The organism is Arsukibacterium sp. (genome assembly GCF_033721375.1).
Taxonomy (GTDB): domain Bacteria; phylum Pseudomonadota; class Gammaproteobacteria; order Enterobacterales; family Alteromonadaceae; genus Alishewanella.
The window spans coordinates 535,030-560,266 of record NZ_JAWWAP010000001.1; the positions used below are offsets into that span (position 1 = coordinate 535,030).

Sequence of the window (25,237 nt, forward strand, 5' to 3'; positions counted from 1 at the left end):
TCAGGCTACTGCCAGCTTGACAGCATCATCCACATCCACAGCCACCACCCGCGATACCCCAGGCTCTTGCATGGTCACGCCCATCAGCTGTGCTGCCATCTCCATGGCAATTTTATTGTGGCTAATATATATAAACTGCACCGTTTCTGACATTTCCCGCACCAGATTACAAAACCGGCCGACGTTAGCGTCATCTAACGGTGCATCTACCTCATCCAGCATACAAAACGGTGCCGGATTCAGTCTGAATATTGAAAACACCAATGATAAGGCCGTTAGCGCTTTTTCACCACCCGATAATAAATGAATTGTACTGTTTTTTTTGCCCGGCGGCCTGGCCATGATAGTAACACCGGTTTCCAGTAAATCATCTTCGGTCAGATCCAGATAAGCACTACCACCGCCAAATACCTTCGGAAACAATCCTTTTAAGCCCTCGTTTACCTGCTCAAAAGTGTCTTTAAACTTCTGCCGGGTTTCTTTGTCAATTTTACGCATGGCGTTTTCCAGGGTATCCAGCGCCGAGGTTAAATCATCATGCTGACTATCCAGATAACGCTTGCGCTCTGCCTGTTGCTCGTATTCATCAATTGCTGCCAGGTTAATCGCGCCTAACCGCGCTACCGCTTCGCTGGTTTTATCCAATTGTTGTTGCCACTGGCTTTCGTCGGCATCAGCCTGTAGTTGCGGTAACACATCCTTAATATTGACCTGCTGTTCGCGCAGCAGTTCCAGCATATTATTAGCTCGGATCCGGCAACCCTCGGCATCAAGACGCAACGCCTCTATTTGCTGCCGCTTCAGGTTAAGCTGCTGCATAATTCCCTGCTGGCCCTGCTCGAGTTCCCTCATTTGTTGCTCAAAGCCGGCAAGTAAATCATTGGCGGCAATCATCGCCTGCTCGGCATCTTCGCGGTTTAACAGCGCTTCCTGTAATTGCTCCTGCAACAGAATTTCCGGCTCATTATTGTCATCACGTTGCTGCTGTAATTCAACGATTTGCTCGCGCAATTGCGCCAGCTGTAACTGCGCCCGGTTCAGGTTCTGCGCCAGACTCTGCTGCTGCCGCTCGGCCAGGATTAACTGGGTTTGCAGTTGCCGGCACTGCTCTTTTTGCTGCTCATAGCGCTGAGAGCGCTGCTGCAGTGCAAGTTGTGCCTGTTGCTGCGCCTGCTGCAGGGACTGCTCAGCATCGGCATGTTCAGCCAGACTGAATCCGGCTTGCTGGCGGCGCTCGTCAAGCACAGCCTGCTCTGTTGCCAGTGCACTTAGCCGGTTACTCAGTTGCTCGCATTCCGCTGCCAGCTGAAGTTGTTGTTGTCTGGCCATTTGTGCGGCCTGAGCTTGCAATTGACGCTCAGTATCCAGCTGCTGCAGTTGCTGGCGTAATTCGCTCAGATATTGTTGCTGTTCGGCCAGGGCCTGGCGGGCGTCGTTAGCTGTCTGCTGTGCTTCTGTTAGTTGCTCAGTCAGCAGTGCCTGCTCAGCAGCCAGCTCAGTCAGTTCGCTGGCAATAACTGTTAACCGCTCGCGGCGCAGCAAACCGGAGTCGTTACTATCGCTGTTGCTACTTTGCCCCCAGTTTTGTCCCAACCAGTGGCCGTCTGCAGTCATTACCGACTGCCCTGGCGTCAGGTCGGTAGCAAGGCGTAGTGCCGCCGCCAGATTATCTGCCAGTAAAATCGTCTGAAAATAATCCGGATAACAGCCGTCTGTTATTACGCTGGCCAATGTGCCGGGCCGGGCTTGCTGGCTTATCGCGCTGACATAACAGAAATTATCAGGTTCTGAACCTGACTTGGCAGCATCATTATTTACCATAGCGTGTTGCAGCGCACCCAGCGCAGTGGCAACCGCCGCTGCCCAACCCGGTTGCACCGCTAACTGCGCCAGCAATGCCTGCTGGTTTTGCTGCTGGCGGGCGTCAAGTGCACTGAGCCGTTGCTGCTCCTGTTTTAACATCTGCTGCCGGGGGCTAAGCGCAGCCAGTTGCTGCTTAAAGGCGGCGCTGTACTGTGCTGTTTGCTCTGCGTTTAACTCAGCCTGCTCCAGTTGCTGGATTGCGGCGTTACTTTGCGTTGTCAGCTGCTGCTGCCTGGCTGCCAGCGCTTCATCATGCTGTGCAGGTTGTTGCTGCTGCAACTGGTTTAACTGTTGCTGGCGTCGGGTTAACTGGCTCTGATACTGTTCAGCCTGATGGGTAGCATTTTGCCACTCTAACTGCGCCTGCTGTTGCTGCTGACGCAGGTTAAAATGCTGCTGCTGCCATTGCTGCCATAGCCGCTGCTGAGTTGCCAGCTCATCCTGAGCCAGCTGCAACTGCTGCTCCAGTTCAACCAGCTGCTCTTCGCTAAGCGCTAACTCGGGGCTGTACTGTTGCTGCTGGCTTATCAGTTCTGCCAGTTGTTGTTGCTCGGCTGCAATAAATTGCTCACTGTCCGCCAGCGCCTGCTGTTTTTGCTGCAACTGACTGCTCAGCATCTGCTGTTGCTGACGTTGATGCAATATTTGCTGCTCCAACCGGCTGATGGTATTGCCCAGCTGATAAAAGCGACTTTGCTGCTGCTCGGCTTGCTGCCTGGCGTCACTGGTTTGTTCTTTTAACTCAACCAGTATTCGTTGTTCGCCCTGCATGCCGGCCTGATATTTTTCCAGCTCTGTTTCCGCGGTGGCGACCTGTTGCTCCAGTGCTGTTAACTGGTTATTAAAGCGCAGCCATTTTAACGTCGTCAGTTCTGCTTTTAATTTGCGCTCCTGCGCTTTTAATTCTTTATAGCGCTGGGCCGTGCTGGCCTGACGTTTTAACTTATCGATATTTTTCGCCAGCTCTTCACGCACATCAGCCAGCCGCTCGAGGTTTTCGCGGGTGTGTTTAATCCGGTTTTCGGTTTCGCGCCGCCGCTCTTTATATTTGGAAATGCCAGCAGCTTCTTCAATAAATACCCGTAGCTCCTGTGGCTTAGACTCGATCAGCCGCGAGATCATACCCTGCTCAATGATGGCGTAGCTGCGGGGCCCCAGCCCCGTCCCCAGAAATATGTCAGTAATATCCCGCCGCCGGCATTTACTGCCATTTAAAAAATAGGTTGATTGCGCTTCGCGGGTGACCAGCCGCTTAATCGAAATTTCACTGCGATCGGCCATATTGCCGCTTAGCCGGCCTTCGGTATTTTCAAACACCAGCTCAACCGATGCCTGGGATACCGGCTTGCGCTGGCCTGAGCCATTAAAAATAACGTCGGTCATGGCATCGCCGCGCAGATTTTTGGCCGAGCTTTCACCCAGCACCCAGCGCACCGCATCAATGACGTTGGATTTACCGCAGCCGTTCGGCCCGACCACCGCCGTCATTTGCTCAGGAAAAGGAACCAGGGTTGGGTCAACAAAGGACTTAAAGCCCGCCAGTTTAATGTGTTTTAAGCGCATTAGTGCCCGGTATTATTGTTTTTAGTAGCCGTTTTAGCTGAATGTAACAGCAGCAAAATCAGCTGTCACGGAATAATCAGTCGGCCTTAGGCGTGCTGAAGGTCTTGCGGCGCCAGCGCTGTGCTTTTTCGGCTACTGTAATTTTTGCCGTATTGCGGCTTTTTCTGGCAGCGACCACCACCGGCCGTGACACCAGCAGGTTATTCGGGTAGATCACCTGCTCGTTGTCTTTAGTTTGCAGTACGGTACTGAACAGGTTAATTTCGACAATCCGCCCTTCCAGGTAATTTGCGCCGTCGATTACCCGCACTTCCATGCCCTTGGCAAAAGCCTTTTGTCCAAGCAGAATAAAAAAAGCAGTAATATTACTGAGTAAACTCCAGGCGGCAAATAATGCGACACCGATCACGGCAATCATAGAAGACGCCAGCACCAGTAAACCGCGAATATCTACGCCCCATATAATACTGAGCACGACAATCAGCAGCAATACCAGCAAAATATGAAATACTGCGGCCGCGCGTTTATTCATATCGGCTTTCAGGCGGCTATTGGCGATAACCTGATACAGCAGCGGCATAACCCGGTAACTGACTATAAAATACAATATTACTACCGATACACTGATAATCAGCTGCAAAGTAACCGGATTAAAATGACGCACCAGTTGCTGACTGTATTCAAGAAAAGACACCTTTATTCCTCTGCTGCTTAATCTAAATCGTTTAACGGCCAGCGGACGATATAGTCTTCAAAATTTTCCATATCTACCTTGGTTTCGCAGAGGGTTTTATTGCGCACCGACATTTGCTTTTTATGCATCAGGCTTTTTTTGCCACCATTCAGCAGCGGATGCCAGCCGGGCAGGCCCCGCCCTTCATGCAACCGCCGGTAAGCACAGCTGGTTGGCATAAAGAAAATGTCTTTTAAGTTCGCTTTGGTTAACTGAATACAGTCGGGCACCAATACACTACGCTGGCTGTATTCGGTGCATTCACACTTGTGGCTGTTCAGGTAGCGACAGGCAATATTGGTATAGTGCACCTGCTCATCGGCATGCAGCACATCGGTTGGGCCCTGCTCGTCATCATCCTCAATAAATTTATTCAGACAGCATTTTGCGCAGCCATCGCACAGTGCTTCCCATTCCTCGGTGTTCATCTCATCCAGGGTTTTAGTTTCCCAGTAACGCTCTGCTAGTGCCATGCTCAGCTTACTCTGCTAGTTACAGTAAAATAGTCGGCCAGTTGCAGCTGCAGCTGGTCTCCTGTTTGCAAGGGTCCGACGCCAGCCGGGGTGCCGGTTAGCACCATATCACCGGGCAACAAGGTAAAATGCTGCGACATTTCACTGATTAACTGACTGATACCGCGGATCATATTCGCGCTGTTACCGTGCTGTCGCTGAACCCCGTTCACCGTTAAACTGAAATCCAGTTGCTGCGGGTGATCGATATCACTTGCCGGCACAAACCCTGCCACCGGGCAGGCGCCATCAAAGCCTTTGGCAATTTCCCAGGGCCGGCCCAGTTGTTTCAGGCTGGCCTGTACCTCGCGCAGGGTTAAATCCAGCGCCAGACTGTAACCCCAAATGGCATTGGCAACCTGCTCTGCTGAGGCCTGCGTTAATGGCTGACTGATTAAAACAGCAAGTTCCAGCTCGTTATGCACCGCGCCCCGTCCGGCAGGAATGGCAAAACCAGGCGCCAGCGCGCATAAGGCAGTTGCCGGCTTAATAAAAAATAGCGGTTCTGCCGCCGTCTTGCTTTGCATTTCGGCGATATGGTCCTGGTAGTTCTGACCAATACAGACCACTTTTCCCGCTGGCAGGCCAATAAGCCCACCATCAACGTGCTGATGCGAATAAATCATACTTTACTCAGCGATAATCAGGTCGGCCAGGTAGCCGACACTGGTAACAAAATAATAAGAGCGATTCCAGTGCATCAGGCTTTTATAGTTGTCATAACCTAAAAAAGCCCGCCCTGCATCGCCATCAGGCAGAATTAATGCCGCCTGCATGTCACGTTTAGGTAACTCAGTGCCATTTAAGCGCCGGACACCTAATTCATTCCATTTCGCCAGACTGCGGGCAGAGTCGTTCCAGCGGCCTAACCAGGCACTGCGCGCCAGACTGCCGCGCTGAATAGCCAAACTGGTATCAAACCCTTCCGGTAAGACAACCTCCCGGCCCCAGGTAATGCTGTTATCCCAATCCTGTTGTTTCAGATAATTGGCAATAGAGGCAAACACATCCAGCTGATTGGTCCAGATATCTTTTTTGCCATCACCATCACCGTCCTGAGCATAGGCTAAAAATGAGCTTGGCATAAACTGGCTCTGGCCCATCGCCCCGGCCCAGGAGCCTTTCATATCGGCAAAGCTGATATGGCCCTCGGCCAGAATATCCAGCGCATTAAAAAACTCCTGGCGGAAAAACGTTTCGCGCCGGCCATCATAAGCCAGTGTAGCTAATGCCGATGGAATGGAATAAGTACCCATAAAGCGGCCAAAACTGCTCTCCAGGCCCCAGAGGGCAACGATAAAGCGCGGTTGCACACCATACTTTTCACCAATTATTTCCAGCTGTGGCAGGTATTGCTGATAAAAACCACGGGCCATGGTGATCCGGATGTCACTTACCCGCTTCGGTAAGTACGTGCTCAGTGTTTCCACAACTTCAGGCTGACTCTGATCGGCTTTTACTACCCGTTCGTGAAAAGTTAACGAGCTGAACACTTGATCAAGCAGGGCCTTGTCATAGCCTTTCTGCTCAGCTTCCTGACGCAGGGCAGCAGTATATTGCTCAAAGCTTGGTTTTGCCGGTTGCTCAGCAGCCGTGGTTTCAGGCTGGCTAGTGGCTTCAGGCTGATTAGTGGTTTGACTGGTGACAGCGAAACAGCCGCCAGCCGTTAGCAGCCCGCTAGCCATTATTACAGGTAAGCCAATGTTTTTTAGCGCAAATTTTAATTTCATATTAACCTTTTTCTGTCTGGATACTGGCTTTATGCTGAGCCAGCAGGTTTTCAGGTGGAGGTGGCAATTGCAGATAAAATCCCTGCTCACTAAGCGCAGTTCGTAACTTATGAATATCCACCAGGGCTAAATGTTCCCGCTTTGCCAGATTAATTACCGTAACCAGCTGCGGTTTACCAAAAGTAGTCAGCAAAGCAGCCGGTACCGGGCTGAAATCGTCACGGCGTTCAACATACAGATAAGTGCCCTCTTTGCGCGGGCTTTTATAAACAACACATAACATCAATAAAACGTCTTCGCTACCTTGCCTAACAGAGGGCGAAACTATAACATGAAGCACAGGTAATGCGCACTGGCTCAAGCGTCAGGTGCATAAATAATACTGCTTATCGCAGTGATAAAAATAACGCGTGCGCCAAGTGTTTTATGTCTGATAATTCGTTAGAACTGAAAGGGAGTTTATTCCCAATGTCAGTGTTGCATTGTGCTGATTTAAGCGCGGCAACCCTGCAAAAACTGCTAAGCGCCAAACTGGCGCAAGCGCCTGCATTTTTCCTGCAGGCCCCGATTGTCCTCAACCTGAGCGATGTAAGCGACACACCTGACTTTGCAGCGTTAAAAAGCCTGTTTACTGAACTAAAGCTGGTATTAGTTGGCGTAACGGCCGCTAATGCTGAGCAGAAAACTGCAGCTCATGCCGCAGGCCTGGCAGTATTACAAGCGGGCAAGCCCGGTGTTAAAGCCAAAGAGCCAGCTGCCAGCGCAACTGCGGTTACAGCTACTGCAGCAGATACTGCTCCCGCTGCGGCGGTGACGGTGACCATGGACAGCAAAGTTGTCGAGCAAACCGTCCGCTCCGGTCAGCAGATTTATGCCAAAGGCACCGACCTGATTGTTAAAGGGGCTGTTGGCGCCGGCGCCGAAGTGATTGCTGATGGCAATATTCATATTTATGGTTCGCTCAGGGGCAAGGCAATTGCCGGTGCCAGTGGCGATACCAGCAAGCGCATTTATTGTTATAACCTGCAGGCAGAACTGGTGTCTATCGCTGGTAATTACTGGCTCAGCGACAGTTTGCAGGACAAATTTTGGGGCAAATCAGCCTGCATTAAGATGCAGGACGATAGCTTAGTCATCTCTGAATTAGTGTAAGGATCGTCACTATGGCAAAAATTATTGTGGTTACATCGGGTAAAGGCGGTGTTGGCAAAACCACATCCAGTGCGGCAATTGGCACCGGCCTGGCGCTGGCAGGCCATAAAACCGTTATTGTCGATTTTGATATCGGCCTGCGTAACCTGGATTTAATTATGGGCTGTGAGCGCCGGGTGGTATATGACTTCGTTAATGTGATTAACGGCGAAGCCAATTTAAAGCAAACCCTGATTAAAGATAAACGCACCGATAATCTGTTTATTCTGCCCGCATCGCAAACCCGTGACAAAGACGCCCTGACGAAAGAAGGCGTGGAAAAAGTATTAAACGAGCTGGCTAAAGAGTTCGACTTTATTATTTGTGACTCGCCGGCCGGTATTGAATCAGGCGCAATGATGGCGCTGTATTTTGCCGATGAAGCGGTAGTGGTGACTAACCCGGAAGTCTCATCAGTGCGCGATTCAGACCGCATTCTTGGCATGTTATCCAGCAAATCACGCCGCGCCGAGCAGGGCCTGGAAGGTATTAAAGAGCACCTACTGCTCACCCGCTATAACCCGGAGCGGGTAGAAAAAGGCGAAATGCTCAGCGTCGAGGATGTAAAAGAGATTCTGGCCATTGAATTAGTTGGCGTTATTCCGGAATCACAAGCAGTGCTTAACGCCTCTAACTCAGGCCAGCCGGTTATTCTGGATAAAGAAAGCGACGCCGGCCAGGCGTATCTTGATACGATAAAGCGCTTATTGGGCGAGCAAGTGCCATTCCGTTTTCTGACTGTGGAGAAAAAGGGCTTTATGAAAAGGATTTTTGGAGGTTAACCTATGTCATTACTGGACTATTTTCGCTCAACCAAGAAAAACACTGCCAGCACCGCCAAAGAGCGGCTGCAGATTATCGTCGCCCACGAGCGCAAACGGCGTAACGGCCCGGATTATCTGCCGCAATTAGAACGCGATATCCTGGAAGTTATCCGCAAATATGTTGATATTCCGGCCGACCAGATTGCCGTCTCGCTTGAACAGCGCGGCGACCAGATCTCGGTACTGGAGTTAAATGTCACCTTCCCGGATGATAAGCGCTAAGCGTCTGACAATGCATTGAGAAAAGCCCGCGCAACGCGGGTTTTTTTATGTTTTTACTCTTCCATTAAGCTGCCAGCTCTGGCTTACCCCATCAGTTTTACCGCCACCTCATTTCGTTACCCACTTGCAAACTAATACAACATAGCCTATTTTAGACCAATCAGTCTAAATAAAGTAAAACCAGTAGGGCTATTTATGGACAGTCTAAAACGCGGCCGCGGCAGGCCAAAAACATGCGTAGACGCGCCCACTGACACTAAAGCTGTGTTGCTTCGAGCCGGATTAGAATGGTTAACCGCAACCGGTTTTAATCAAAGTAGCCTTGATAGTATTTTACGTTCGGTTCAGGTTCCAAAAGGGTCTTTTTATCATCATTTTGATAACAAAGAAGACTTTGGTTTGCAGGTGCTTAAGGAATATCGGCAGTATTTTGAAAATAAGTTAGACCGTAGTCTTGCGGATGACAGTGTGGCGCCGCTGCAGCGGTTAAATAATTTTATGACGGATGCTAGCGCAAGTATGGCCAGATACGACTACAACCGCGGCTGTCTTATTGGCAATTTAGAATTAGAAGTAACAAAGTTACCCACGGCTTTTCGCCAGGCCATTATGGATACTTATGCGAGCTGGCAAAACAAGGTTGCCGCTTGTTTGCGCGAGGCGCAAACAAGCGGCGAAATAAGTGCCGACAAAGAGTGTAAATATCTGGCAGAAGTATTCTGGATCGGCTGGGAAGGTGCCGTATCACGCGCCCGCTTACTGAGCTCTGACTTACCGCTGCGCCAGTTTTGCCAATTCTTTCTAGAGCAGCTGCAAAACTGATTTTAACATTACATCCAAGCAAGCCATCTCAACGGAGAAATATATGTTTAAAGCCATTCTGATTAATAAAGACGAACAAGGGTATCGCTCTGTATTAAACGACGTGGACGAGCAACAGCTGCCTGCAGCTGATGTTACTGTTAAAGTAATCGCCAGTACCATTAATTATAAAGACGCGCTGGCGATAACGGGTAAGGCCCCGGTGGTGCGTAGCTTCCCGATGGTGCCGGGCATTGATCTGGTGGGTGAAGTGCTGCAATCCGATGCCGATCGCTTTAACGTGGGCGATAAGGTACTGCTGAATGGCTTTGGCGTAGGCGAAGGGCATTGGGGTGGCCTGGCAGAGAAAGCCTGCCTGAAAAGCGACTGGCTGATCCCACTGCCAGCCGGCATAACCCCGGAACAGGCCATGGCAGTAGGTACGGCTGGTTACACCGCCATGCTGTCTGTATTAGCACTACAAAAGCATGGCATTACGCCAGCGCATGGTGAAATACTGGTAACCGGAGCGAATGGTGGCGTAGGCAGCTATGCTGTGCGTATATTAAGTAAATTGGGTTACCAGGTAGTAGCGGCAACAGGCCGACCAGAGGAAAGCGACTACCTGAAAAAATTAGGCGCAGTGGATATTTTACCTCGCTCACAGTTCAGTGAGCCCGGCAAACCATTGCAAAAAGAGCGCTGGGCCGGTGTGGTAGATTGTGTGGGGAGCCACACCCTGGCGAATGCCTGTGCCAGCACCCGCTATGGCGGTGCCGTTGCGGCATGTGGTTTGGCTCAGGGGATGGATTTTCCGTCATCCGTTGCCCCGTTTATTCTGCGCGGAGTGACGTTATATGGTATTGATAGTGTAATGCGGCCATTAGCTGATCGGGTGCAGGCATGGCAGCACTTATCTGAACTGCTTAACCCGGAAGATTTTGACGCCATAAGCGAGGTTATTTCGTTAGATCAGGTAATTGATACCGCCTCCGCGTTATTAGAGGGAAAAATACAGGGCCGGGTCGTCGTAAAAATGTGATTTTAGCAACGAAAAAAATTAACATTAACAAAAACGCCCGCTTATTGCGGGCATTTTTGTTAGACAGAGTAATAACGCTAGTTTATTGCGGCCTGCTGCATCGGTCTTAGCAAATGGGTTTTCAAAAAACTATCCATCGCTTTAAATGTTTGCAGACGGTGGCTGTTGGTACTGAGGTAATGATCGCCATCTTCCAGCTCAATGTATTGCACGTTTTTATCGCGCTTACGCAGTGCTTTATACATGGCGGTACTTTGATCGACCGGGACACTGCGATCTTTGGTGCCATGAATAAGTAACACCGGTACCTGAATTTTTTCAGCATGAGTCAGCGGCGAGCGTTGCTCCAGCAAATCAAAATTATCCCCTAGCTGTTTTTTGACTATTTCATAATTGGTGAATCTGCGATGCGATTTTACCAAATCTTCAACGTCGGTAACGCCGGCAAAGCTTATTACACACTGGTACAGCTCGGGCGTTCTGACCGCGCCCATCAGCGCGGCGTAACCACCGTAACTGGCGCCAACGATACATATCCGCTTGGGATCAGCAATGCCCTTTTTTATCAGCCAGCGGGTGCCATCTTCAACATCGTCCTGCATTTGCAGGCCCCAGCCTTGTAAGCCCATTTGCATAAAATCGAAGCCATAACCATGCGAGCCGCGAAAATTCATTTGCAGCACGGCAAAGCCGCGATTGGCAAAAAACTGGGTCCAGTAATCAAAGCCGTCATCATCAAAAGAGATGGGGCCGCCATGCGGGAAAATAATGGTTGGTAAGGCAGCTGAAACGTCTTGCTGATAGCCCAGCGGTGTGGTCAGAAAGCCTTCAATTTTCAAATCGTCCCGCGCCTGATAGCTGATTTTCTGCTTCGCCACCATTAAAGCGGGGTCAAGCGCTTTGTACTTATCGATTAAATAGCCAAGCGATTTCTCGTTGCGATCGCCCAGCAGATAACTTCCGGCCATTGTCGCGCTGCTTGATTTTACAATGTAGCGATTCTGATCATGGCTCATGCTGAGGATATGGTTATCGGCGTCAGGAATGGCGGCATCCAGGGCTTTCTGGAATAGCTGATGAGCGTCATCAACATAATCACCACCAATGGCAATAACTTTATTATGCTGCCATGAATAATCAATATCAGCAGGCACGTCATAATTGGGGTCTGCCTTTACCAGGGTCAGCTGCGGCTTTTCTTTTGAGATATCGGTGCTGAATATTGCTAAGCGGCCATCATGGTAAGCCGATACATACAAAATGTTCGGATTGCTATCAAAGCCTATCGGCCAGACTTCGTCTCCGGAAAATATCTCAAACTGCCATAAGGTCCGAAAATCATTGCTGTCGGCCAGCTTTTCTTTGACTTCGTAAAGGGTGTCCTCACGAAACATGGCAATGCGCGGCTGGTGCTGGCGATCGGCCACCCAGTCATAGATCCCTTTACGGCCATGGGCAACGATACTGTAACGCTCGCCGTTAAGATTAACTTTCACCACACTGACGCCTGATTCCTGATTGAAACCGTCCAACGCCAGTAAAAAATTGTGCTCATCAGCGGGCATTAAATCGACAATATTGGATTGAAACTGCGGGGTACGCACTAAGCGACGTGCTAACTGGCCGCTGACAATACTTTTATTTTTACCGGTTTCCACATCAACAACCATTAACCGGGTTTCAGTAACCGGTGTGCCAAAGCGATGGGTGGCATAAGCCGCCCGCATCAGCAACTGCTTATTGTTAGCCCAAATCACCGAAAAAATTGTCAGATCCCGGCTATCGGCTTTTACCAGAAAACGTTGCTCATCGGTTGTCAGGTCAACCAGCTTGACTAACACCAGTTGCTGCTCATCAGTATCAATGGTTTGGATCATCGACAACTTGGTACCGTCTGGTGACAGTTTCAACATATCGACAGAGGGCGCACTGGCAAATGCCTCTACCGGCAATTCGCTGGCAATGGTGTGAAAGGCCGATACCGTGACGAACAGCATTACGCTGGCTACTAAATATTTCATCCCTGATGTTCCTTTTTTATATTATTTTTGCTGCTGCAAAGTAGCAAATTGGCTGTAAACAGGCAAAATGTTTTCTATAAAAAGTGATAATTATTGCAACAAAAAGCCCGCGCAACGCGGGCTTTGGTGTCAGTTCTTATTCAGAACCGTCTAATCAGAACCGTTAAAGTGGCGTATTTGCTGGCAGATTACTCAGCAACAAAACCATCCATTACCGTTAAACCTACCCCCATTAAGCCAGCACCATCGCGGGCAATAGCGGTGTAAATTTTATTGGCCTCCAGCATCAGGGCACCGGTTTCAATAGCAGCGGTTTTGGTACCGGTTGGGGTTACCGTTACAAAGTACTCACCGGCGGCCAGTGGCACATAACCGGTTTCAGCTTTAAAAGGTACATCACTAAAAGCAGGCATCACATCGGCAATATTACCATCGGCTGTGACATAGATATCAACATTACCGGCCAGAGTAGAACCATGGATGATCCGAACCCGGGCTTCAGTGGCTACAGTACGGGTATCGTCTATCAGAATTAACGGCTCAATCGCAAAGTCGTCAGCATCACTTAATGAGCCTACTGCCAGTACCGTGTAAAACGCGCCTGGGTCCAGTGTGACATCAGCATCAATCACTGCGGTTTGGGTGTTTGCTACTGTAACTTTAACATTGTAGTCGCCCGGTGCCGGCGAAACATAGCCGGTGAAATCAGGGAAAGCTAAGTCTGATACCAGTGGCTCGGCGAAGTTATCATTTACCACGACATCAACCGCCGGTGCGTCTGATACATTGTGCACCACCCGCAGCGAAGAGGTTGAACCATCGTCCAGGATAGGTAGCACCTCGCCTTCAGGTGTTACTGCGATAAGCGATACCGGTGATGCACCTGAGTACTCGCTGTTGATAGCCGCGACGACTAAATCAGTACCGCCAGCCAGCGTCAGGGTGTTGCTGTCAAATACCACCGTCTCAGTACCTGGTAAGGTGATCCGCACCCGGTAATCGCCGGCCGGCACGTCCAATGCCTCGGTAAATTCAGTAAATGCCAGTGTGTTAAGCGGCGCACCCAGCTCTGCGTCTGGCGCAGTAACATGAATATCTACCGCAGGGGCAGCAGACGCTGCATGCACAACCTGCAACCGGACGTTGCCATCAGCCAGCTCAGCCACATCTGAGGTGACTACCAATGGCGCCAGGGTTTCATCGGCCACCAGGCCAACTGCAAAGACTTTGTAGTTGGTTGCTTCGGCAAGGGCCAGTTCAGGCACATCTATCACCGTCGCAGTATTACCTTCACCCGGCAGTATTGCGTCGACCGCGACTGCATAATCAGCTGGCGGCAAACTGAAATTCTCAGAGCTGTTACCATAGGCCAGATTTTCAATAACGACATCGCCGTTAACACTGACATTCACAGCTGGCGCATCAAATGAGGCATGCACGACCCGTAAGGTGGCATCAACTACTGGCGGCGGTGGCGGTGGTGGGACCGGCGTTGGCAATTCTGAATCACTGTCAAAACAACCAGCAAGTGATAAAGTTAAAACAGCCGGTACGGCAAATTTTAGTATTCCTTTCATGGTTATTACCCTTCAGTTAATAGTTGCGTAAGGTGTACGCCACTAAAAACTGAAAAGGATCAGATTTTTTTATTGCAGATTTTTATCTGTATTAACCAAATTTTTCTACTGATCTGTTTTAAACTTAACAGCGTTTAAACAAGATTTTTGATAATTTCCTGCACGTGCGACGGTACCGGTAATTTTGGCAGTAGCAACTGCCGGCGCCAGCCGGTTAAATATTCTGGTACCGGCAGTAACATTCGCTCTTGATCAGTCACCCGCCAACACCAGTTAAAGTATTCATGCAGCTGGCGCCGAACCGATAAAAACGCTGCCGGTATAGCGGTTTCTGCAGCGGTATCCTTTATTGCCTGGGTCAGTTCAGCCAGCGCCACTTTCTCACCCGGAAAATGCTCCGGGTAATAAAATGCCTGTGGGCAACTGTCTTGCGGTAACTGCTTTGCCAGCTCAATTAATTCAATCAGGGTTTTAGCATGGCGGCGCAGATCGCGCCCGGTCATGCCGGGAATATTTAATAAGCTCTCAACGGAGCCGGGTTTGCGCTTCGCCAGTTCCAGCATCTGAAAGTCTTTAATGACCAGGCCCAGTGCTAAATCCCGGCTCGCTGCGTATTCCAGACGCCAGGCCACCAGCTCGCGCAGTACCGCCAGCTCGCGACTGCGCAGCAATGAACTGTTTTTAACTTCCAGATACTTTAACCGCAATGGCAAAGGGTTGGCCCTTCGCTGCTGCAACTGCTGTCCTTCGGCCAATAATAACGGTAAGAATGCCGGATTAGTAAACTGGGCCATTAAGTGCTGATACAGCGGTAGCAAATAGGTGACGTCATTGGCGGCATATTCCAGCTGCGTTGCCGCCAGTGGCCGGGCCAGCCAGTCGGTGCGCGACTCACTTTTATCCAGCACCTCGCCGGTTGCCTGCTCTACCAGCCGGGCGTAGCCAATACTGCTGCCCCACCCCAGTAGCTCTGCTGCCAGCTGGGTATCAAATAACGGTTGAATATGGACAATGCCAATGGTTGCCAGCGCTTCCAGATCTTCAGTACAGGAGTGCAGCGTTTTTACTATGGTTTCATCAGCTAACAATTGCGCCAGTGGTTGCCAGTCGGTAATGGTCAGCGGGTCAACCAGCGCCAGCTGCTTGCCATCAAACAACTGAATTAAGCCAAGCTTAGGGTACAGAGTACTTTGACGGATAAATTCAGAATCGACCGCCAGCACGCTCTGGCCGGCAGCATTCTGGCAATACTGTGCCAGGCTCAGGTTGTCGGTTAGCAAATAACTCATCGATACATCTCTAAAAAACAAAGCCGGCAAACGCCGGCTCTGGATTAATCCCGCAGCTCGCGCCGCAAAATTTTACCAACATTGGTTTTCGGTAATTCGTCGCGGAATTCTACCAGTTTTGGTACCTTGTAGCCCGTTAAATGTTGTTTGCAATGGGCGATTACCTGCTCTTGGGTCAGTGATGGATCTTTTTTAACGATTACCACCTTCACAACCTCGCCGGAACTGTCGCTGGGTACGCCAACGGCAGCCACTTCCAACACTTTTTCGTCCATCGCCACAACTTCTTCTATTTCATTCGGGAATACGTTGAAGCCCGAGACAATAATCATGTCTTTTTTACGATCAACAATATAGAAAAAGCCTTCGTCATCCATAGTGGCAATGTCACCGGTGTACAACCAACCGTCTTTCAGGGTTTTGGCGGTTTCTTCCGGCCGGTTTAAATAGCCCAGCATTACTTGTGGGCCCTTAACCAGCATTTCACCCGGCTCCCCGGCTGCAACATCATTACCGTCCTCATCGACTAAACGAATTAACGTCGACGGTGCCGGTAAACCAATACTGCCGTTAAAATCGTCCAGATCAAACGGGCTTAAAGTAACCAGCGGACAGCATTCTGTTAAACCATAGCCTTCAAGCAGGCGGGTTTTCGTTACTTTTTTCCAGCGTTCTGCTACCGGCCGCTGCACTGCCATACCGCCACCTAATGACAGCTTTAAGCGACTGAAATCTAACTCAGCAAAACCTGACGTGTTCAGTAAGCCATTAAACAGGGTATTAACGCCGGTAATAGCAGTAAACGGAAATTTAGCCAGTTCTTTAACAAAACCGGGCATATCCCGTGGATTCGTAATCAATAAATTAGTGCCACCGTACTTGAAAAAGGTAAAGAAATTAGCGGTTAAGGCAAAGATATGATACAGCGGCAATGCGGTAACCACATGCTCTTTACCTTTGTCGAGAAAGCAGTCAAGAAAAGCACTGCATTGCTCCAGGTTAGCCACCATATTGCGATGCGTTAACATGGCACCTTTCGATACCCCGGTGGTACCACCGGTATATTGCAAAAAGGCAATATCATCGCCGCTTACCTCTGGCTTCTGATATTTTAAATGCTGACCTTTTTCCAGTACCGCATTAAACATCACAAACTTGCTCAACGAATAGGCGGGCACCAGCTTTTTAATATGCTTAACCACCAGATTGACAACAGTGCCTTTTACCATACCCAGCATGTCACCCATCCGGGTCAGAATAATGTGGTCCAGGTTAAGCTGCTTTTCTACTGCAGCCAGGGTATGGGCAAAGTTATCAACAATAACAATCGCTTTTGCTTTAGAGTCGGACAGCTGGTGTTGTAATTCGCGCGGTGTATAAAGCGGGTTAACATTAACAACAGTACAACCAGCCCGCAGTACACCCATTAATACGACCGGGTATTGCAGTAAATTCGGCATCATAATGGCGACTGCATCACCTTTTTTCAGGCCAAGATCTTTTTGTAAATAGGCGGCAAATGCTTTACTTAATTTGTCCAGCTCCCGGTAGCTGATACTTTTACCCATATTGATAAAAGCGGTTTTGTCGGCAAACTGGCTAATGCTCTGGGAAAAGATATCGAGCAGCGAAGGGTAATGATCAGCATCAATTTCTGCGGGCACACCTGACGGGTAACGTTTTAACCAAACTTTATCCACCGTCCTCTCCTTTCTGTTAAGGTTATTATTTTATAGTTATAAATATGGCTGCCTGCAATAACTGGCTATACATTACTGCCGGATAATAAGCCGAATATTGAGTATTTACTCTAGCGCTAATCATCCCATAATTAGCCGTCCCGCACAATTAACTTACAGCAGTTGCGCGCTATCAGGGCTGCGCAACGGGTTTAATAAACTTCAGGGTCATCCGGTCACTTTCGCCAATTGCCAGATACATGTCCCGGTTGTAGTTACCTAATGCCAGAGTGGGGGGTAGTGTATAAACGCCTTTCGGGTGGTCTTTACTATCCAGCAGGTTGGCATTAATTTCACTGCGCGCAACCAGCTCAAAGCCGACTTGTTCCGCTGCTGCAATCACATAAGCTTCATCAAGATACCCTTCCACTGCCACACTCGTTGTATCAGACAAGGTCGCCGCCCGGTGTTCAACTAAACCCAATACGCCGCCGGGTTTAAGCAGATCATACAAGCTTTGCAGGGTAGCCGATAAATGGCCACTTTCATCCCAGATGTGGGCATTGCGAAATGACAACACCATGTCAAATTGCTCTGACGCTAGAGCAGGTTCAAAATAGGGGGGCTCAAGCTCAATCTGATGCACGGTACCAAAATAATCTTCCTGTTCAGATATTTTGTCCGACAATGTTGCACTAAGCCGGGCCCAGAACTTTGCCCGCTCGTCTTTTAAGGTGCCATCGTCCTGGCGGAACTGGGCAATAGTAAAATGACCTTGATCTTTTAAGTAGGGAGCCAGAATTTCAGTATACCAACCGCGACCAGGCCAGACTTCCAGCACTGCCATGTCGGGCTCTATACCAAAAAAGTGCAGGGTGTCAGCCGGGTGACGATACTGGTTGCGACTAATGTGCTCGGCTGTGCGGGCACTACTGAGCGCCAGCTCGCTAATTTTCTGGCGTGGGTCAGGCTCTGTAGCCGGTAATTGCCAGGCTAAAGTAAGCCCAACAGTCAGTACTATGTTTGTTATTATTTTTTTCATAGCTTCCTTTTACAACAATTCAGTATGCTAAACATCATACTTGTACGACCACGGTACAAGATATTCGTTCTAAGATAGCCTGTCAGGCTGAAAATTGTCCAGCAAAACACTTCATTGATCATCTGCCTGAAAAAAAGTCTGCCTGTCGCATGGCGCTTGGTTGGCCTGAGAAGTTAACGTACACTAATCAAAATTAGTTAAAGTACAGGTTTCACCAATGCGTACAGCCATCTTATCTCTGGCCGTTGTCAGTTTATTCCCCGTGGTCAGCGTTGCCGCGCCGAAAAATATTATCTATATGATAGGTGATGGAATGGGGCCGGCTTATGTCGCAGGTTATCGTTATTATCAGCATGACCCGGTATCAGCAACGGTAGCCAGTACCGTTTTTGATGACTTGCTAACCGGAATGGCCAGTACTTATCCTGATGATGATACCCTGGTAACAGATTCTGCGGCCGGCGCAACGGCGCTGGCTACCGGAGTAAAAAGCTACAATGGCGCTATTTCAGTCAACCGGCAACATATCCCAATTGGCACCATGATGCAGCTGGCCAAACGCCTTGGCAAAGCCAATGGTATTGTCGCCAGCTCGCAGGTTAACCATGCTACCCCGGCTTCATTTCTGGCCCACAACAGCAGCCGGCGCAATATGGATGATATTGCTGATATGTATCTGGACTACCGGATTGACGGCAAGCCGGTTGCCGATTTAATTATCGGGGGTGGCACCAGGTATTTTGTCCGTGAAGATCGTAACCTGGTAGATGGCTTTACTGAATTGGGTTACCAGTATACTGATGACTATAACCAGCTTGATAATTTAACCCGGTTACCGGCAATGGCGTTACTGGCTGAGACTGCCCTGCCTGCAGCACTGAATTCGGCCGGTGGCGGCATGCTGGCGCCGTTAACGGAAAAAGCGCTGCAGTTATTATCAGCTGCCGACAAGGGCTTTGTATTAATGGTCGAAGGCAGCCAGATTGACTGGTGTGGTCATGATAATGATATTGCCTGTGCCATGGCTGAAATGAATGACTTTGCCAAAGCCATCAGTGTTGCTAAAGCTTATGTCGATGCTAACCCGGATACCTTACTGGTTATAACTGCAGACCATGAAACCGGTGGTTTATCATTAGGCGCCAACGGTGTTTACGAATGGCGGACAGATGTCATCAAACAAGTTAAAGCAACCGGCAGGGAAATCGCCCGCCAGTTGCAGCAACTGCAAAGCCCGCAGCAAATCAGCCAACGTTATACTGAACTTACCGGAATAAGTCTGGATGAAGCGCAATTACAATTACTGCTAACGGCACTGAAAGATGCTGACGAAAAGGCAGGCCGCAATCAGATACTGCAGTTTATCAGCGACGCCTCGCAAACCGGCTGGACCAGCGGCGGCCACACGGCGGCTGATGTCCCGGTAATGGCCTATGGTAAAAATGCCGGCGAATTTAACGGTTTTATGGATAACACGGCTATCGCCAAAAAGCTGTTCCAGTATATTCAGCAGACTAAGTAATTTTGTCAAAACTCAGAAGTGAGAATCAATTTGTTCTAAGCTAACCGTTGAAGCCCCGGACGGGCGGAAACGAGCCCCCAGGGATGGGTTTACGGCGTGTTAGCGTGAACAAATAGATTCGATATTTTAACTTAACTCTACTCTGCCGCAATCAATTGGCGCCGTAATTTCGGCGCCATCGTATCCGGGTGTAACCAGATATCGAAGAACGCCGACGCAAATGCTTTATCTTCCACCACACCGATATCGGTGTCGTTAAAATAAAACTGTACCTGGCCCTGCTCAGTTAACACTGCCGCTAACCGGTCACCCTCTTTGACATCGCGCCATAACACTTTCAGTCTTTCTGCCCACTGCTGATGCTGTTGCGCTGTGCTGTTATCCAGCCTTTGCCATTGCTCTACTGTAGCTTCGATAAACTCTTGTTTGCTGATGTCGCGTTTATAGGTTAATTCCAGCAACAATGGACGACTTTGCTGGTAATCACGAAAAGTACCATCTGCGCTGGCAAGTCTGGCATCATAAAGCTGCCAGAATAAGTAACGGTGACTGCCCTCGCCCACTGTCGTCAGATCCGGTGTCGCTGCCACCATGCCGGCAAAGCCAAGAGCGAAAACACTACTTAACAGTTTGTGCATAAAACCTCCTGCTGTATCCCAGTATCACACCAATAACGCCCCATACCGCAACCAGCACGACAAATGACCAGCTGGCCAACGGAAACTGCAATATCCCACCGCTTAGTGCAGCCCCCCCCAGATAAGACAGCGGGCCGCCCGTCGCGCCAAGCAGCATGCCCAGCCACCAGGGGCGCAGAAAACCTGCCATTGTTTCCACTGCAGCCAGCGCGAACAGTAGCCAGATTAATAAAAACCAGCCGGGCAACAGCATGGTTTCGCTAAACGAGATAACCTGCAACGACACCAGCAGGGTATCGGTCACAATGCCGGTTGCGGCAATAATCATTACCGCCAGTCGGGGCCGGTTGGGCAGTCTGTAAAGGCCATACAATAAATAGGCTAGTGCCGGCACTATCGCCAGGCTCTGAAAATAAACCAGCGCCAGCCAGGCCAGCTCAAAGCCGATAATTGACCGCCAGTGGATGCCACGCTGAGGCGATAAGTATCCTGCTACGGTAGCGGTGTCGGTGCTGGTGTCGATACTACTCATTGCTGCCTCATTTTGCTGGCTAGCTTATTGCGCAGGTTATAGGGCAATAATCCCAGCAATTTCAAACTAAAACTTAACCGTCGCGGAAAACGTAAGCGGCTTTTGCCGGCGTTAATACCATCAAAAATCCGGCTGGCGGCTTTTTCAGGCGCCATCAGAAATGGCATCTCAAAATCGTTTTTCCGGGTCAGTGGAGTATCAATAAAACCGGGTTCAATTAAACAGACATTGATATCGGTGTCGGCTAAATCGACCCGCAAACTGTCGGCAAAATATGCAACTGCAGCCTTACTGGCGCCATACGCCTCGGCCCGGGTAAACGGAAAAAAATGCGACATGGAACTGACAATAGCCAGAGACGGATGATTTCCTTTGTTCAGCAGAGGCAGCAGGTAGCGGGTGCAGCAAACCACTCCCTGCACGTTAACCGCAAAGGTACGTTCAAAGGCGGCCAGATCAAGATCTGCCACATCAACATACTCACAGGTGCCGGCGTTAAGTATTGCCACATCAAATTTCTGGTCGGCGGGTAAAGCGGCTGCCCAGCTTGCCAGAGCAACGCTGTCAGTCACATCTAAACTGACCGGTTTAATATTGTCGTTCTGACTGGCAAGTTCAGCCAGCTTATCTGCGGAGCGGGCAAGTGCATATACCAGCCAGCCATTTGCCGCGTAATGTAAAGCAGTTGCCTTACCCATGCCAGAGCTGGCACCGGTGATCAAACAGGTTTTGGTCATAATATATCCTTATATCGAAACTGCGTTGCAGTTTATAACGACTTCATTATGACGTGTGTACGTAAAGTGACGATAACTGGATTAGTTCAGGCGTAAAGATCAACGCCCAATAAAGACTGAACTTCAGCCCGGCGCTGCTCGTTTTGCTGGCTCTGGTAGGCGGCAACCGCTTGCTGGCCGCGGTTGCTGTTGTTATTGGTGTTAAAGTTCTGAAAGTTACTGCGCTGATTGCGTTCGTTATCCAGCTGATTAATCACCTGCTGACTGGCGCGGATACCGGTGCCGGTATTGCCGCCTGCCAAACCTGACAATCGATTATCTTCAGCCTGCGGCACACGACGCTGCTCAGTGCCGGCAAATACGCTGGCAACGTTAGCGGGGGCATTCAGGCTTTGGTTTACAGTCAGGCTCATAACATCTTCATAGTAAGCAAACTGGTGTAATTATAACCGCTTTACTACTTTATCCAAGTATTTTATCTGCCCGGTAGTTTTTTCCAACTGACCTCGTCCCGCACGTAGCTGGGCTCGGCTTGCTCTGCGCTGACAAAATGTCCTTCAAAGAACGCCGGCCGGGCCAGCGTTAGCATATCCTGCGCCGACGGATAAAGAATATCACTGGCAATTTCAGCATGCTGAGCTGCCAGTAATTCACTGGCATACGTTTGCCAGCCGGTTCCTACCGCCATAACCGGGCCACTTAACGCCATTGGTGGCAGCAAGTGTGGTTTAATCGCCTGCTCAGCAGTCAATTGCTGCACCACACCGTCGCTGTCGCAGCGATAGCTTGCCAGATACACTTCGGCCATCCGGGCATCAATAGCGGCGACGATCTGACTGGCCTGATGCAAGCGCACCGCTGCCTGGGACATTGCTGCTAATGTAGAGACACCATATACCGGCAAATCAGCACCAAATGCCAGACCTTGTGCCACTGACACGCCAATTCTTACCCCGGTAAAACTGCCCGGACCGCGGCCAAACACGATGCCGTCCAGACTGGTTAAATTCAGCCCGGCTTCGGCCAGTAAACCATCAATCATTGGCAGCACTCTTTTGCTGTGCTGCTGCGGACACACTTCGTCCAGCGCAATAATACTGCCCTGGTATAGCAGGGCCACTGAACATGCTTCAGTTGAGGTATCTAATGCCAGTAACTTCACCTTACTTTTCCTGTCTTGTTTGTTGTAAAAACGCCACGGCATCGTCCAGAGAGCGGGTGCGCCGCATCGGTGGCAGACTCTTCAGAAACACGCTGCCGTAAGGCCGGGTGACCAAGCGGTTATCACAAATCACCAGCACGCCGCGGTCGGTGACATCACGGATAAGCCGGCCTACCCCTTGCTTTAAGGTAATGACCGCTTGCGGTAACTGCACGGTACTGAACGGGTCAAGGCCGCGGCGCTGACAATCTTCACTGCGTGCCTGCAGCAAAGGGTCGTCAGGCGACGCGAACGGCAGTTTATCAATAATCACACAGCTCAGGGTATCGCCACGCACATCAACCCCTTCCCAGAAGCTACCGGTCCCGAGCAATACCGCGTTGTCCAGGGTAACAAACTGCTCCAGCAGCAGGCGTTTGCCGGTACTCCCCTGCACCAGCACCGGTTGACTGATTTGCTCAGGTAGTGCATTCGCCATCCACTGCAACATCCGATGACTGGTAAATAAAAAGAAGCAACGACCGTTGTTGGCTTTAATCAGCTTTACCGCCAGTGCTAATAACGCCGGCCCCATTTGCTGCTGATGCGGCTCTGGTAAATAGCGTGGCAGGCATAACATTGCCTGGCTGGCGTAATCGAACGGGCTTTCGAGCAGCAGGGTCTGGGCATCATCCAGCCCCATCTGCGCAGTATAATGGCTGAAGCCCTCGTTCACCGACAAAGTAGCTGAGGTAAAAATCCAGCTGCGCTGCTCCGCAGCTACTATTGCTTTAAACCGCTGTGCAATACTCAGCGGCGTTAAATGCAAACTGACATGCAAACGACTGGTTTCATACCACAGACTTACCCCGGTCTGAGTTAAATCCTGCATTTTCAGCAAGCGGTTTTTTAATTGCGCCAGACGCTCAAACACACTGTCAACAGTGTCACTGCGGCCCAGGCTGCTTTTTAATACCTGATACAGCATATCAATCGCATCGTTTACCCGGGTAAGCGCAGTTTGCATCGGTGCCTGCTGCGCTAAATCACGCCAGTTACCACGAGCGGGGTCGGCAGCAAACTGCAGGCGCCAGTCACGGACTAAACTGGCCAGCTTTTCAGCAACTTTGACTAATTGCGGATGATCCCGAAGCTCGGTCTTACAAGCCAGTTCCAAATCACGGCATAAATCCAGCAATAAGCGGCTGGATACCTGCTCGCCAAAATAATCACTGGCAATATCAGGTAATTGATGAGCTTCATCGAAAATAATCACATCCATTTGCGGCAGCAGCTCACCAAAGCCGGTGTCTTTTAACGCTAAATCGGCGAAAAATAAATGATGGTTCACTACCACTAAATCAGCAGCCTGGGCATTTTTGCGGGCTTTCAGCAGATGGCAGTCTTCATATACCGGGCAGTCTTTGCCCAGGCAATTATCGGTGGTGCTGGTTACATATGGCAGGGCTTTAGAGTCTTCGGCAATATAACTCAGTTCGCCAATATCACCAGACTGGGTTTCTGATGACCACTTTTTAATCAGGCTTAAATCCTGGATCAGCTGATCATCCTGCAGCGGCACATGATTATAATGCTGCTCCAGCCGGAACAGACAAAGGTAATTAGCCCGGCCTTTTAACAGCGCTGTATGCAGCGGACTGGCCAGCGCCTGCTGTACTTTGGGTAAATCACGCAGAAACAACTGTTCCTGCAGATTTTTAGTACCGGTGGACAGAATAACCTTCTTGCCCGCCAGTAACGCCGGTACCAGATAAGCATAGGTTTTACCGGTGCCGGTACCGGCTTCTACGACCAGCGCCGTATTATCCGTAATAGCGCCGGCCACGGCTTCAGCCATTTGCAACTGGGCCTGGCGCGGATTGAAACCGGCTATATTACTGGCCAGTTTGCCCTTTACCGCAAAGGCGGCCAGCACCTGTCTGGCGAGACTATTGGTCATGGTTTTGTTGGTTCAGGCTGGAGTTTAAACGGGTCACGACGGCACCTGCTCGTTAAAAGAGCGTTATTATGCCTTTATCAGCAGAAAAATTCAGACAAAAATATCCAGATGGCCGTCTTTATCAACGTGCTGGTCTTCTTCCGGGGTAGTGTAAGGTGGCTCAGGATACTGCTCGTTGCGCCCGTTCTTGCGGGATACAGGCGGGCGCAGAATAAGAAACTTCTGCTCATGCTGTTTCAACGGGCTTAACCTGGCTTCTTTAAATACCGGTACCACCTGCTTTGGATCAGGATCTACCGGCGTGCCGGGCACCCTAGGCATAAATGGCATAAATGCGTCCATCATAATCCCCTACAAGACTGATTAAGTTGTTATCGGCCTGAAGCCGAAAACCTTGAACCCGGCAACTATTGACTATACAAGTTGACCACTTTTAAAGCGATAAATTCAGTTGACCAGTTCAGCTGCAAAAAAATAAATTAGCGGCAAACAGTAGCATCATAATTATAAATGATTATATTCAATCACTTAATGCTTAACTCATTGCTTAGCGCTAAAGATAACATGCTTGCACTTTCGTTGTTGTAGCGGTAACTTGTATAGCATCTTAATAAGCAA

The 25,237-nt window shown here is 49.8% G+C and carries 24 protein-coding genes; 6 read left to right on the top strand and 18 right to left on the bottom strand.

Annotated features, from left to right (window positions below; all coding sequences use genetic code 11):
- The 6 genes from smc to R3187_RS02530 form a co-directional block, all read right to left on the bottom strand.
- Nucleotides 1-3,426, bottom strand: coding sequence for a chromosome segregation protein SMC (gene smc / locus R3187_RS02505; protein WP_318965118.1), 3,426 nt, complete (start codon nucleotides 3,424-3,426; stop codon nucleotides 1-3).
- 76 nt (nucleotides 3,427-3,502) lie between these two features.
- Complete coding sequence (locus R3187_RS02510) at nucleotides 3,503-4,120, bottom strand: mechanosensitive ion channel domain-containing protein (protein ID WP_318965119.1); 618 nt, start codon at nucleotides 4,118-4,120, stop codon at nucleotides 3,503-3,505.
- A gap of 17 nt (nucleotides 4,121-4,137) precedes the next feature.
- The gene (locus R3187_RS02515) at nucleotides 4,138-4,632 is read right to left on the bottom strand and encodes a YcgN family cysteine cluster protein (protein WP_318965120.1); all 495 of its coding nucleotides are present in this window, start codon (nucleotides 4,630-4,632) and stop codon (nucleotides 4,138-4,140) included.
- Between the two features lie 2 nt (nucleotides 4,633-4,634).
- Nucleotides 4,635-5,297, bottom strand: coding sequence for a fumarylacetoacetate hydrolase family protein (locus R3187_RS02520; protein WP_318965121.1), 663 nt, complete (start codon nucleotides 5,295-5,297; stop codon nucleotides 4,635-4,637).
- Nucleotides 5,298-5,300: 3 nt separating this feature from the next.
- Entirely contained in the window at nucleotides 5,301-6,401 is a 1,101-nt protein-coding gene (locus R3187_RS02525) for a lytic murein transglycosylase (protein WP_318965122.1), read from the bottom strand.
- Nucleotide 6,402: 1 nt separating this feature from the next.
- The gene (locus R3187_RS02530) at nucleotides 6,403-6,684 is read right to left on the bottom strand and encodes a YcgL domain-containing protein (protein WP_318965244.1); all 282 of its coding nucleotides are present in this window, start codon (nucleotides 6,682-6,684) and stop codon (nucleotides 6,403-6,405) included.
- A 143-nt stretch (nucleotides 6,685-6,827) separates the two neighbouring features.
- Here R3187_RS02530 and minC point away from each other — a divergent pair, with 143 nt between their 5' ends.
- From minC to R3187_RS02555, 5 genes are all read left to right on the top strand, one after another.
- Nucleotides 6,828-7,553 carry a septum site-determining protein MinC gene (gene minC, locus R3187_RS02535; RefSeq protein ID WP_318965123.1) on the top strand — a complete coding sequence of 242 codons (726 nt, stop codon included), beginning with the start codon at nucleotides 6,828-6,830 and terminating at the stop codon, nucleotides 7,551-7,553.
- An 11-nt stretch (nucleotides 7,554-7,564) separates the two neighbouring features.
- Complete coding sequence (gene minD, locus R3187_RS02540) at nucleotides 7,565-8,374, top strand: septum site-determining protein MinD (protein WP_318965124.1); 810 nt, start codon at nucleotides 7,565-7,567, stop codon at nucleotides 8,372-8,374.
- A 3-nt stretch (nucleotides 8,375-8,377) separates the two neighbouring features.
- Nucleotides 8,378-8,638, top strand: a complete 261-nt coding sequence (gene minE / locus R3187_RS02545) for a cell division topological specificity factor MinE (protein ID WP_019675453.1) — start codon at nucleotides 8,378-8,380, stop codon at nucleotides 8,636-8,638.
- Between the two features lie 195 nt (nucleotides 8,639-8,833).
- Nucleotides 8,834-9,460 (top strand): TetR/AcrR family transcriptional regulator, encoded by a 627-nt coding sequence (locus tag R3187_RS02550; RefSeq protein ID WP_318965125.1) that lies wholly within the window; start codon nucleotides 8,834-8,836, stop codon nucleotides 9,458-9,460.
- A gap of 43 nt (nucleotides 9,461-9,503) precedes the next feature.
- Nucleotides 9,504-10,481: an MDR family oxidoreductase gene (locus R3187_RS02555; protein WP_318965126.1), complete on the top strand. Its 978-nt coding sequence runs from the start codon at nucleotides 9,504-9,506 to the stop codon at nucleotides 10,479-10,481.
- 77 nt (nucleotides 10,482-10,558) lie between these two features.
- Here the strand turns inward: R3187_RS02555 and R3187_RS02560 are convergent, their stop codons facing one another.
- The 5 genes from R3187_RS02560 to R3187_RS02580 all read right to left on the bottom strand — a co-directional run bounded on the left by R3187_RS02560 (nucleotide 10,559) and on the right by R3187_RS02580 (nucleotide 18,089).
- On the bottom strand, nucleotides 10,559-12,502 hold the full coding sequence (locus tag R3187_RS02560; protein WP_318965127.1) for a S9 family peptidase: 1,944 nt from the start codon (nucleotides 12,500-12,502) through the stop codon (nucleotides 10,559-10,561).
- Between the two features lie 188 nt (nucleotides 12,503-12,690).
- Nucleotides 12,691-14,079 carry a DUF4397 domain-containing protein gene (locus R3187_RS02565; RefSeq protein WP_318965128.1) on the bottom strand — a complete coding sequence of 463 codons (1,389 nt, stop codon included), beginning with the start codon at nucleotides 14,077-14,079 and terminating at the stop codon, nucleotides 12,691-12,693.
- 134 nt (nucleotides 14,080-14,213) lie between these two features.
- A complete protein-coding gene (gene rnd, locus R3187_RS02570) occupies nucleotides 14,214-15,368 on the bottom strand; it encodes a ribonuclease D (RefSeq protein WP_318965129.1) in 1,155 nt (384 codons plus the stop codon).
- Between the two features lie 44 nt (nucleotides 15,369-15,412).
- Nucleotides 15,413-17,068 carry a long-chain-fatty-acid--CoA ligase FadD gene (fadD, locus tag R3187_RS02575; protein WP_318965130.1) on the bottom strand — a complete coding sequence of 552 codons (1,656 nt, stop codon included), beginning with the start codon at nucleotides 17,066-17,068 and terminating at the stop codon, nucleotides 15,413-15,415.
- A 172-nt stretch (nucleotides 17,069-17,240) separates the two neighbouring features.
- Nucleotides 17,241-18,089: a methyltransferase gene (locus tag R3187_RS02580; protein ID WP_318965131.1), complete on the bottom strand. Its 849-nt coding sequence runs from the start codon at nucleotides 18,087-18,089 to the stop codon at nucleotides 17,241-17,243.
- A gap of 217 nt (nucleotides 18,090-18,306) precedes the next feature.
- Here R3187_RS02580 and R3187_RS02585 point away from each other — a divergent pair, with 217 nt between their 5' ends.
- Nucleotides 18,307-19,611 (top strand): alkaline phosphatase, encoded by a 1,305-nt coding sequence (locus tag R3187_RS02585; protein WP_318965132.1) that lies wholly within the window; start codon nucleotides 18,307-18,309, stop codon nucleotides 19,609-19,611.
- Between the two features lie 137 nt (nucleotides 19,612-19,748).
- Here R3187_RS02585 and R3187_RS02590 read toward each other — a convergent pair whose 3' ends face one another.
- The 7 genes from R3187_RS02590 to R3187_RS02620 all read right to left on the bottom strand — a co-directional run bounded on the left by R3187_RS02590 (nucleotide 19,749) and on the right by R3187_RS02620 (nucleotide 24,964).
- Nucleotides 19,749-20,249, bottom strand: coding sequence for a chalcone isomerase family protein (locus R3187_RS02590; RefSeq protein WP_318965133.1), 501 nt, complete (start codon nucleotides 20,247-20,249; stop codon nucleotides 19,749-19,751).
- On the bottom strand, nucleotides 20,230-20,781 hold the full coding sequence (locus R3187_RS02595) for a DUF2878 domain-containing protein (protein WP_318965134.1): 552 nt from the start codon (nucleotides 20,779-20,781) through the stop codon (nucleotides 20,230-20,232). Before R3187_RS02595 ends, R3187_RS02590 begins: the two co-directional genes overlap by 20 nt.
- On the bottom strand, nucleotides 20,778-21,518 hold the full coding sequence (locus tag R3187_RS02600) for an SDR family NAD(P)-dependent oxidoreductase (RefSeq protein WP_318965135.1): 741 nt from the start codon (nucleotides 21,516-21,518) through the stop codon (nucleotides 20,778-20,780). The genes R3187_RS02595 and R3187_RS02600 overlap by 4 nt, the downstream gene beginning before the upstream one ends.
- Before the next feature lie 86 nt (nucleotides 21,519-21,604).
- The gene (locus R3187_RS02605; RefSeq protein WP_318965136.1) at nucleotides 21,605-21,931 is read right to left on the bottom strand and encodes a hypothetical protein; all 327 of its coding nucleotides are present in this window, start codon (nucleotides 21,929-21,931) and stop codon (nucleotides 21,605-21,607) included.
- A gap of 62 nt (nucleotides 21,932-21,993) precedes the next feature.
- Nucleotides 21,994-22,680, bottom strand: a complete 687-nt coding sequence (gene tsaB / locus R3187_RS02610) for a tRNA (adenosine(37)-N6)-threonylcarbamoyltransferase complex dimerization subunit type 1 TsaB (RefSeq protein WP_318965137.1) — start codon at nucleotides 22,678-22,680, stop codon at nucleotides 21,994-21,996.
- Nucleotide 22,681: 1 nt separating this feature from the next.
- Entirely contained in the window at nucleotides 22,682-24,619 is a 1,938-nt protein-coding gene (locus R3187_RS02615; RefSeq protein WP_318965138.1) for an ATP-dependent DNA helicase, read from the bottom strand.
- A 90-nt stretch (nucleotides 24,620-24,709) separates the two neighbouring features.
- Nucleotides 24,710-24,964 carry a hypothetical protein gene (locus R3187_RS02620; protein ID WP_318965139.1) on the bottom strand — a complete coding sequence of 85 codons (255 nt, stop codon included), beginning with the start codon at nucleotides 24,962-24,964 and terminating at the stop codon, nucleotides 24,710-24,712.
- Nucleotides 24,965-25,237 lie beyond the last annotated feature (273 nt).

What these genes read in the sequence shown, in the direction of transcription:
- R3187_RS02525 (WP_318965122.1), bottom strand. Translation starts at nt 6,401, where the DNA reads ATGAAATTAAAATTTGCGCTAAAAAACATTGGCTTACCTGTAATAATG.
- R3187_RS02565 (WP_318965128.1), bottom strand. Translation starts at nt 14,079, where the DNA reads ATGAAAGGAATACTAAAATTTGCCGTACCGGCTGTTTTAACTTTATCA.
- R3187_RS02560 (WP_318965127.1), bottom strand. Translation starts at nt 12,502, where the DNA reads ATGAAATATTTAGTAGCCAGCGTAATGCTGTTCGTCACGGTATCGGCC.
- R3187_RS02530 (WP_318965244.1), bottom strand. Translation starts at nt 6,684, where the DNA reads ATGTTATGTGTTGTTTATAAAAGCCCGCGCAAAGAGGGCACTTATCTG.
- R3187_RS02550 (WP_318965125.1), top strand. Translation starts at nt 8,834, where the DNA reads ATGGACAGTCTAAAACGCGGCCGCGGCAGGCCAAAAACATGCGTAGAC.
- R3187_RS02580 (WP_318965131.1), bottom strand. Translation starts at nt 18,089, where the DNA reads ATGAAAAAAATAATAACAAACATAGTACTGACTGTTGGGCTTACTTTA.
- minD (WP_318965124.1), top strand. Translation starts at nt 7,565, where the DNA reads ATGGCAAAAATTATTGTGGTTACATCGGGTAAAGGCGGTGTTGGCAAA.
- R3187_RS02600 (WP_318965135.1), bottom strand. Translation starts at nt 21,518, where the DNA reads ATGACCAAAACCTGTTTGATCACCGGTGCCAGCTCTGGCATGGGTAAG.
- minE (WP_019675453.1), top strand. Translation starts at nt 8,378, where the DNA reads ATGTCATTACTGGACTATTTTCGCTCAACCAAGAAAAACACTGCCAGC.
- R3187_RS02605 (WP_318965136.1), bottom strand. Translation starts at nt 21,931, where the DNA reads ATGAGCCTGACTGTAAACCAAAGCCTGAATGCCCCCGCTAACGTTGCC.
- R3187_RS02555 (WP_318965126.1), top strand. Translation starts at nt 9,504, where the DNA reads ATGTTTAAAGCCATTCTGATTAATAAAGACGAACAAGGGTATCGCTCT.
- R3187_RS02595 (WP_318965134.1), bottom strand. Translation starts at nt 20,781, where the DNA reads ATGAGTAGTATCGACACCAGCACCGACACCGCTACCGTAGCAGGATAC.
- rnd (WP_318965129.1), bottom strand. Translation starts at nt 15,368, where the DNA reads ATGAGTTATTTGCTAACCGACAACCTGAGCCTGGCACAGTATTGCCAG.
- minC (WP_318965123.1), top strand. Translation starts at nt 6,828, where the DNA reads ATGTCTGATAATTCGTTAGAACTGAAAGGGAGTTTATTCCCAATGTCA.
- R3187_RS02590 (WP_318965133.1), bottom strand. Translation starts at nt 20,249, where the DNA reads ATGCACAAACTGTTAAGTAGTGTTTTCGCTCTTGGCTTTGCCGGCATG.
- R3187_RS02520 (WP_318965121.1), bottom strand. Translation starts at nt 5,297, where the DNA reads ATGATTTATTCGCATCAGCACGTTGATGGTGGGCTTATTGGCCTGCCA.
- R3187_RS02585 (WP_318965132.1), top strand. Translation starts at nt 18,307, where the DNA reads ATGCGTACAGCCATCTTATCTCTGGCCGTTGTCAGTTTATTCCCCGTG.
- R3187_RS02620 (WP_318965139.1), bottom strand. Translation starts at nt 24,964, where the DNA reads ATGATGGACGCATTTATGCCATTTATGCCTAGGGTGCCCGGCACGCCG.
- R3187_RS02515 (WP_318965120.1), bottom strand. Translation starts at nt 4,632, where the DNA reads ATGGCACTAGCAGAGCGTTACTGGGAAACTAAAACCCTGGATGAGATG.
- smc (WP_318965118.1), bottom strand. Translation starts at nt 3,426, where the DNA reads ATGCGCTTAAAACACATTAAACTGGCGGGCTTTAAGTCCTTTGTTGAC.
- R3187_RS02615 (WP_318965138.1), bottom strand. Translation starts at nt 24,619, where the DNA reads ATGACCAATAGTCTCGCCAGACAGGTGCTGGCCGCCTTTGCGGTAAAG.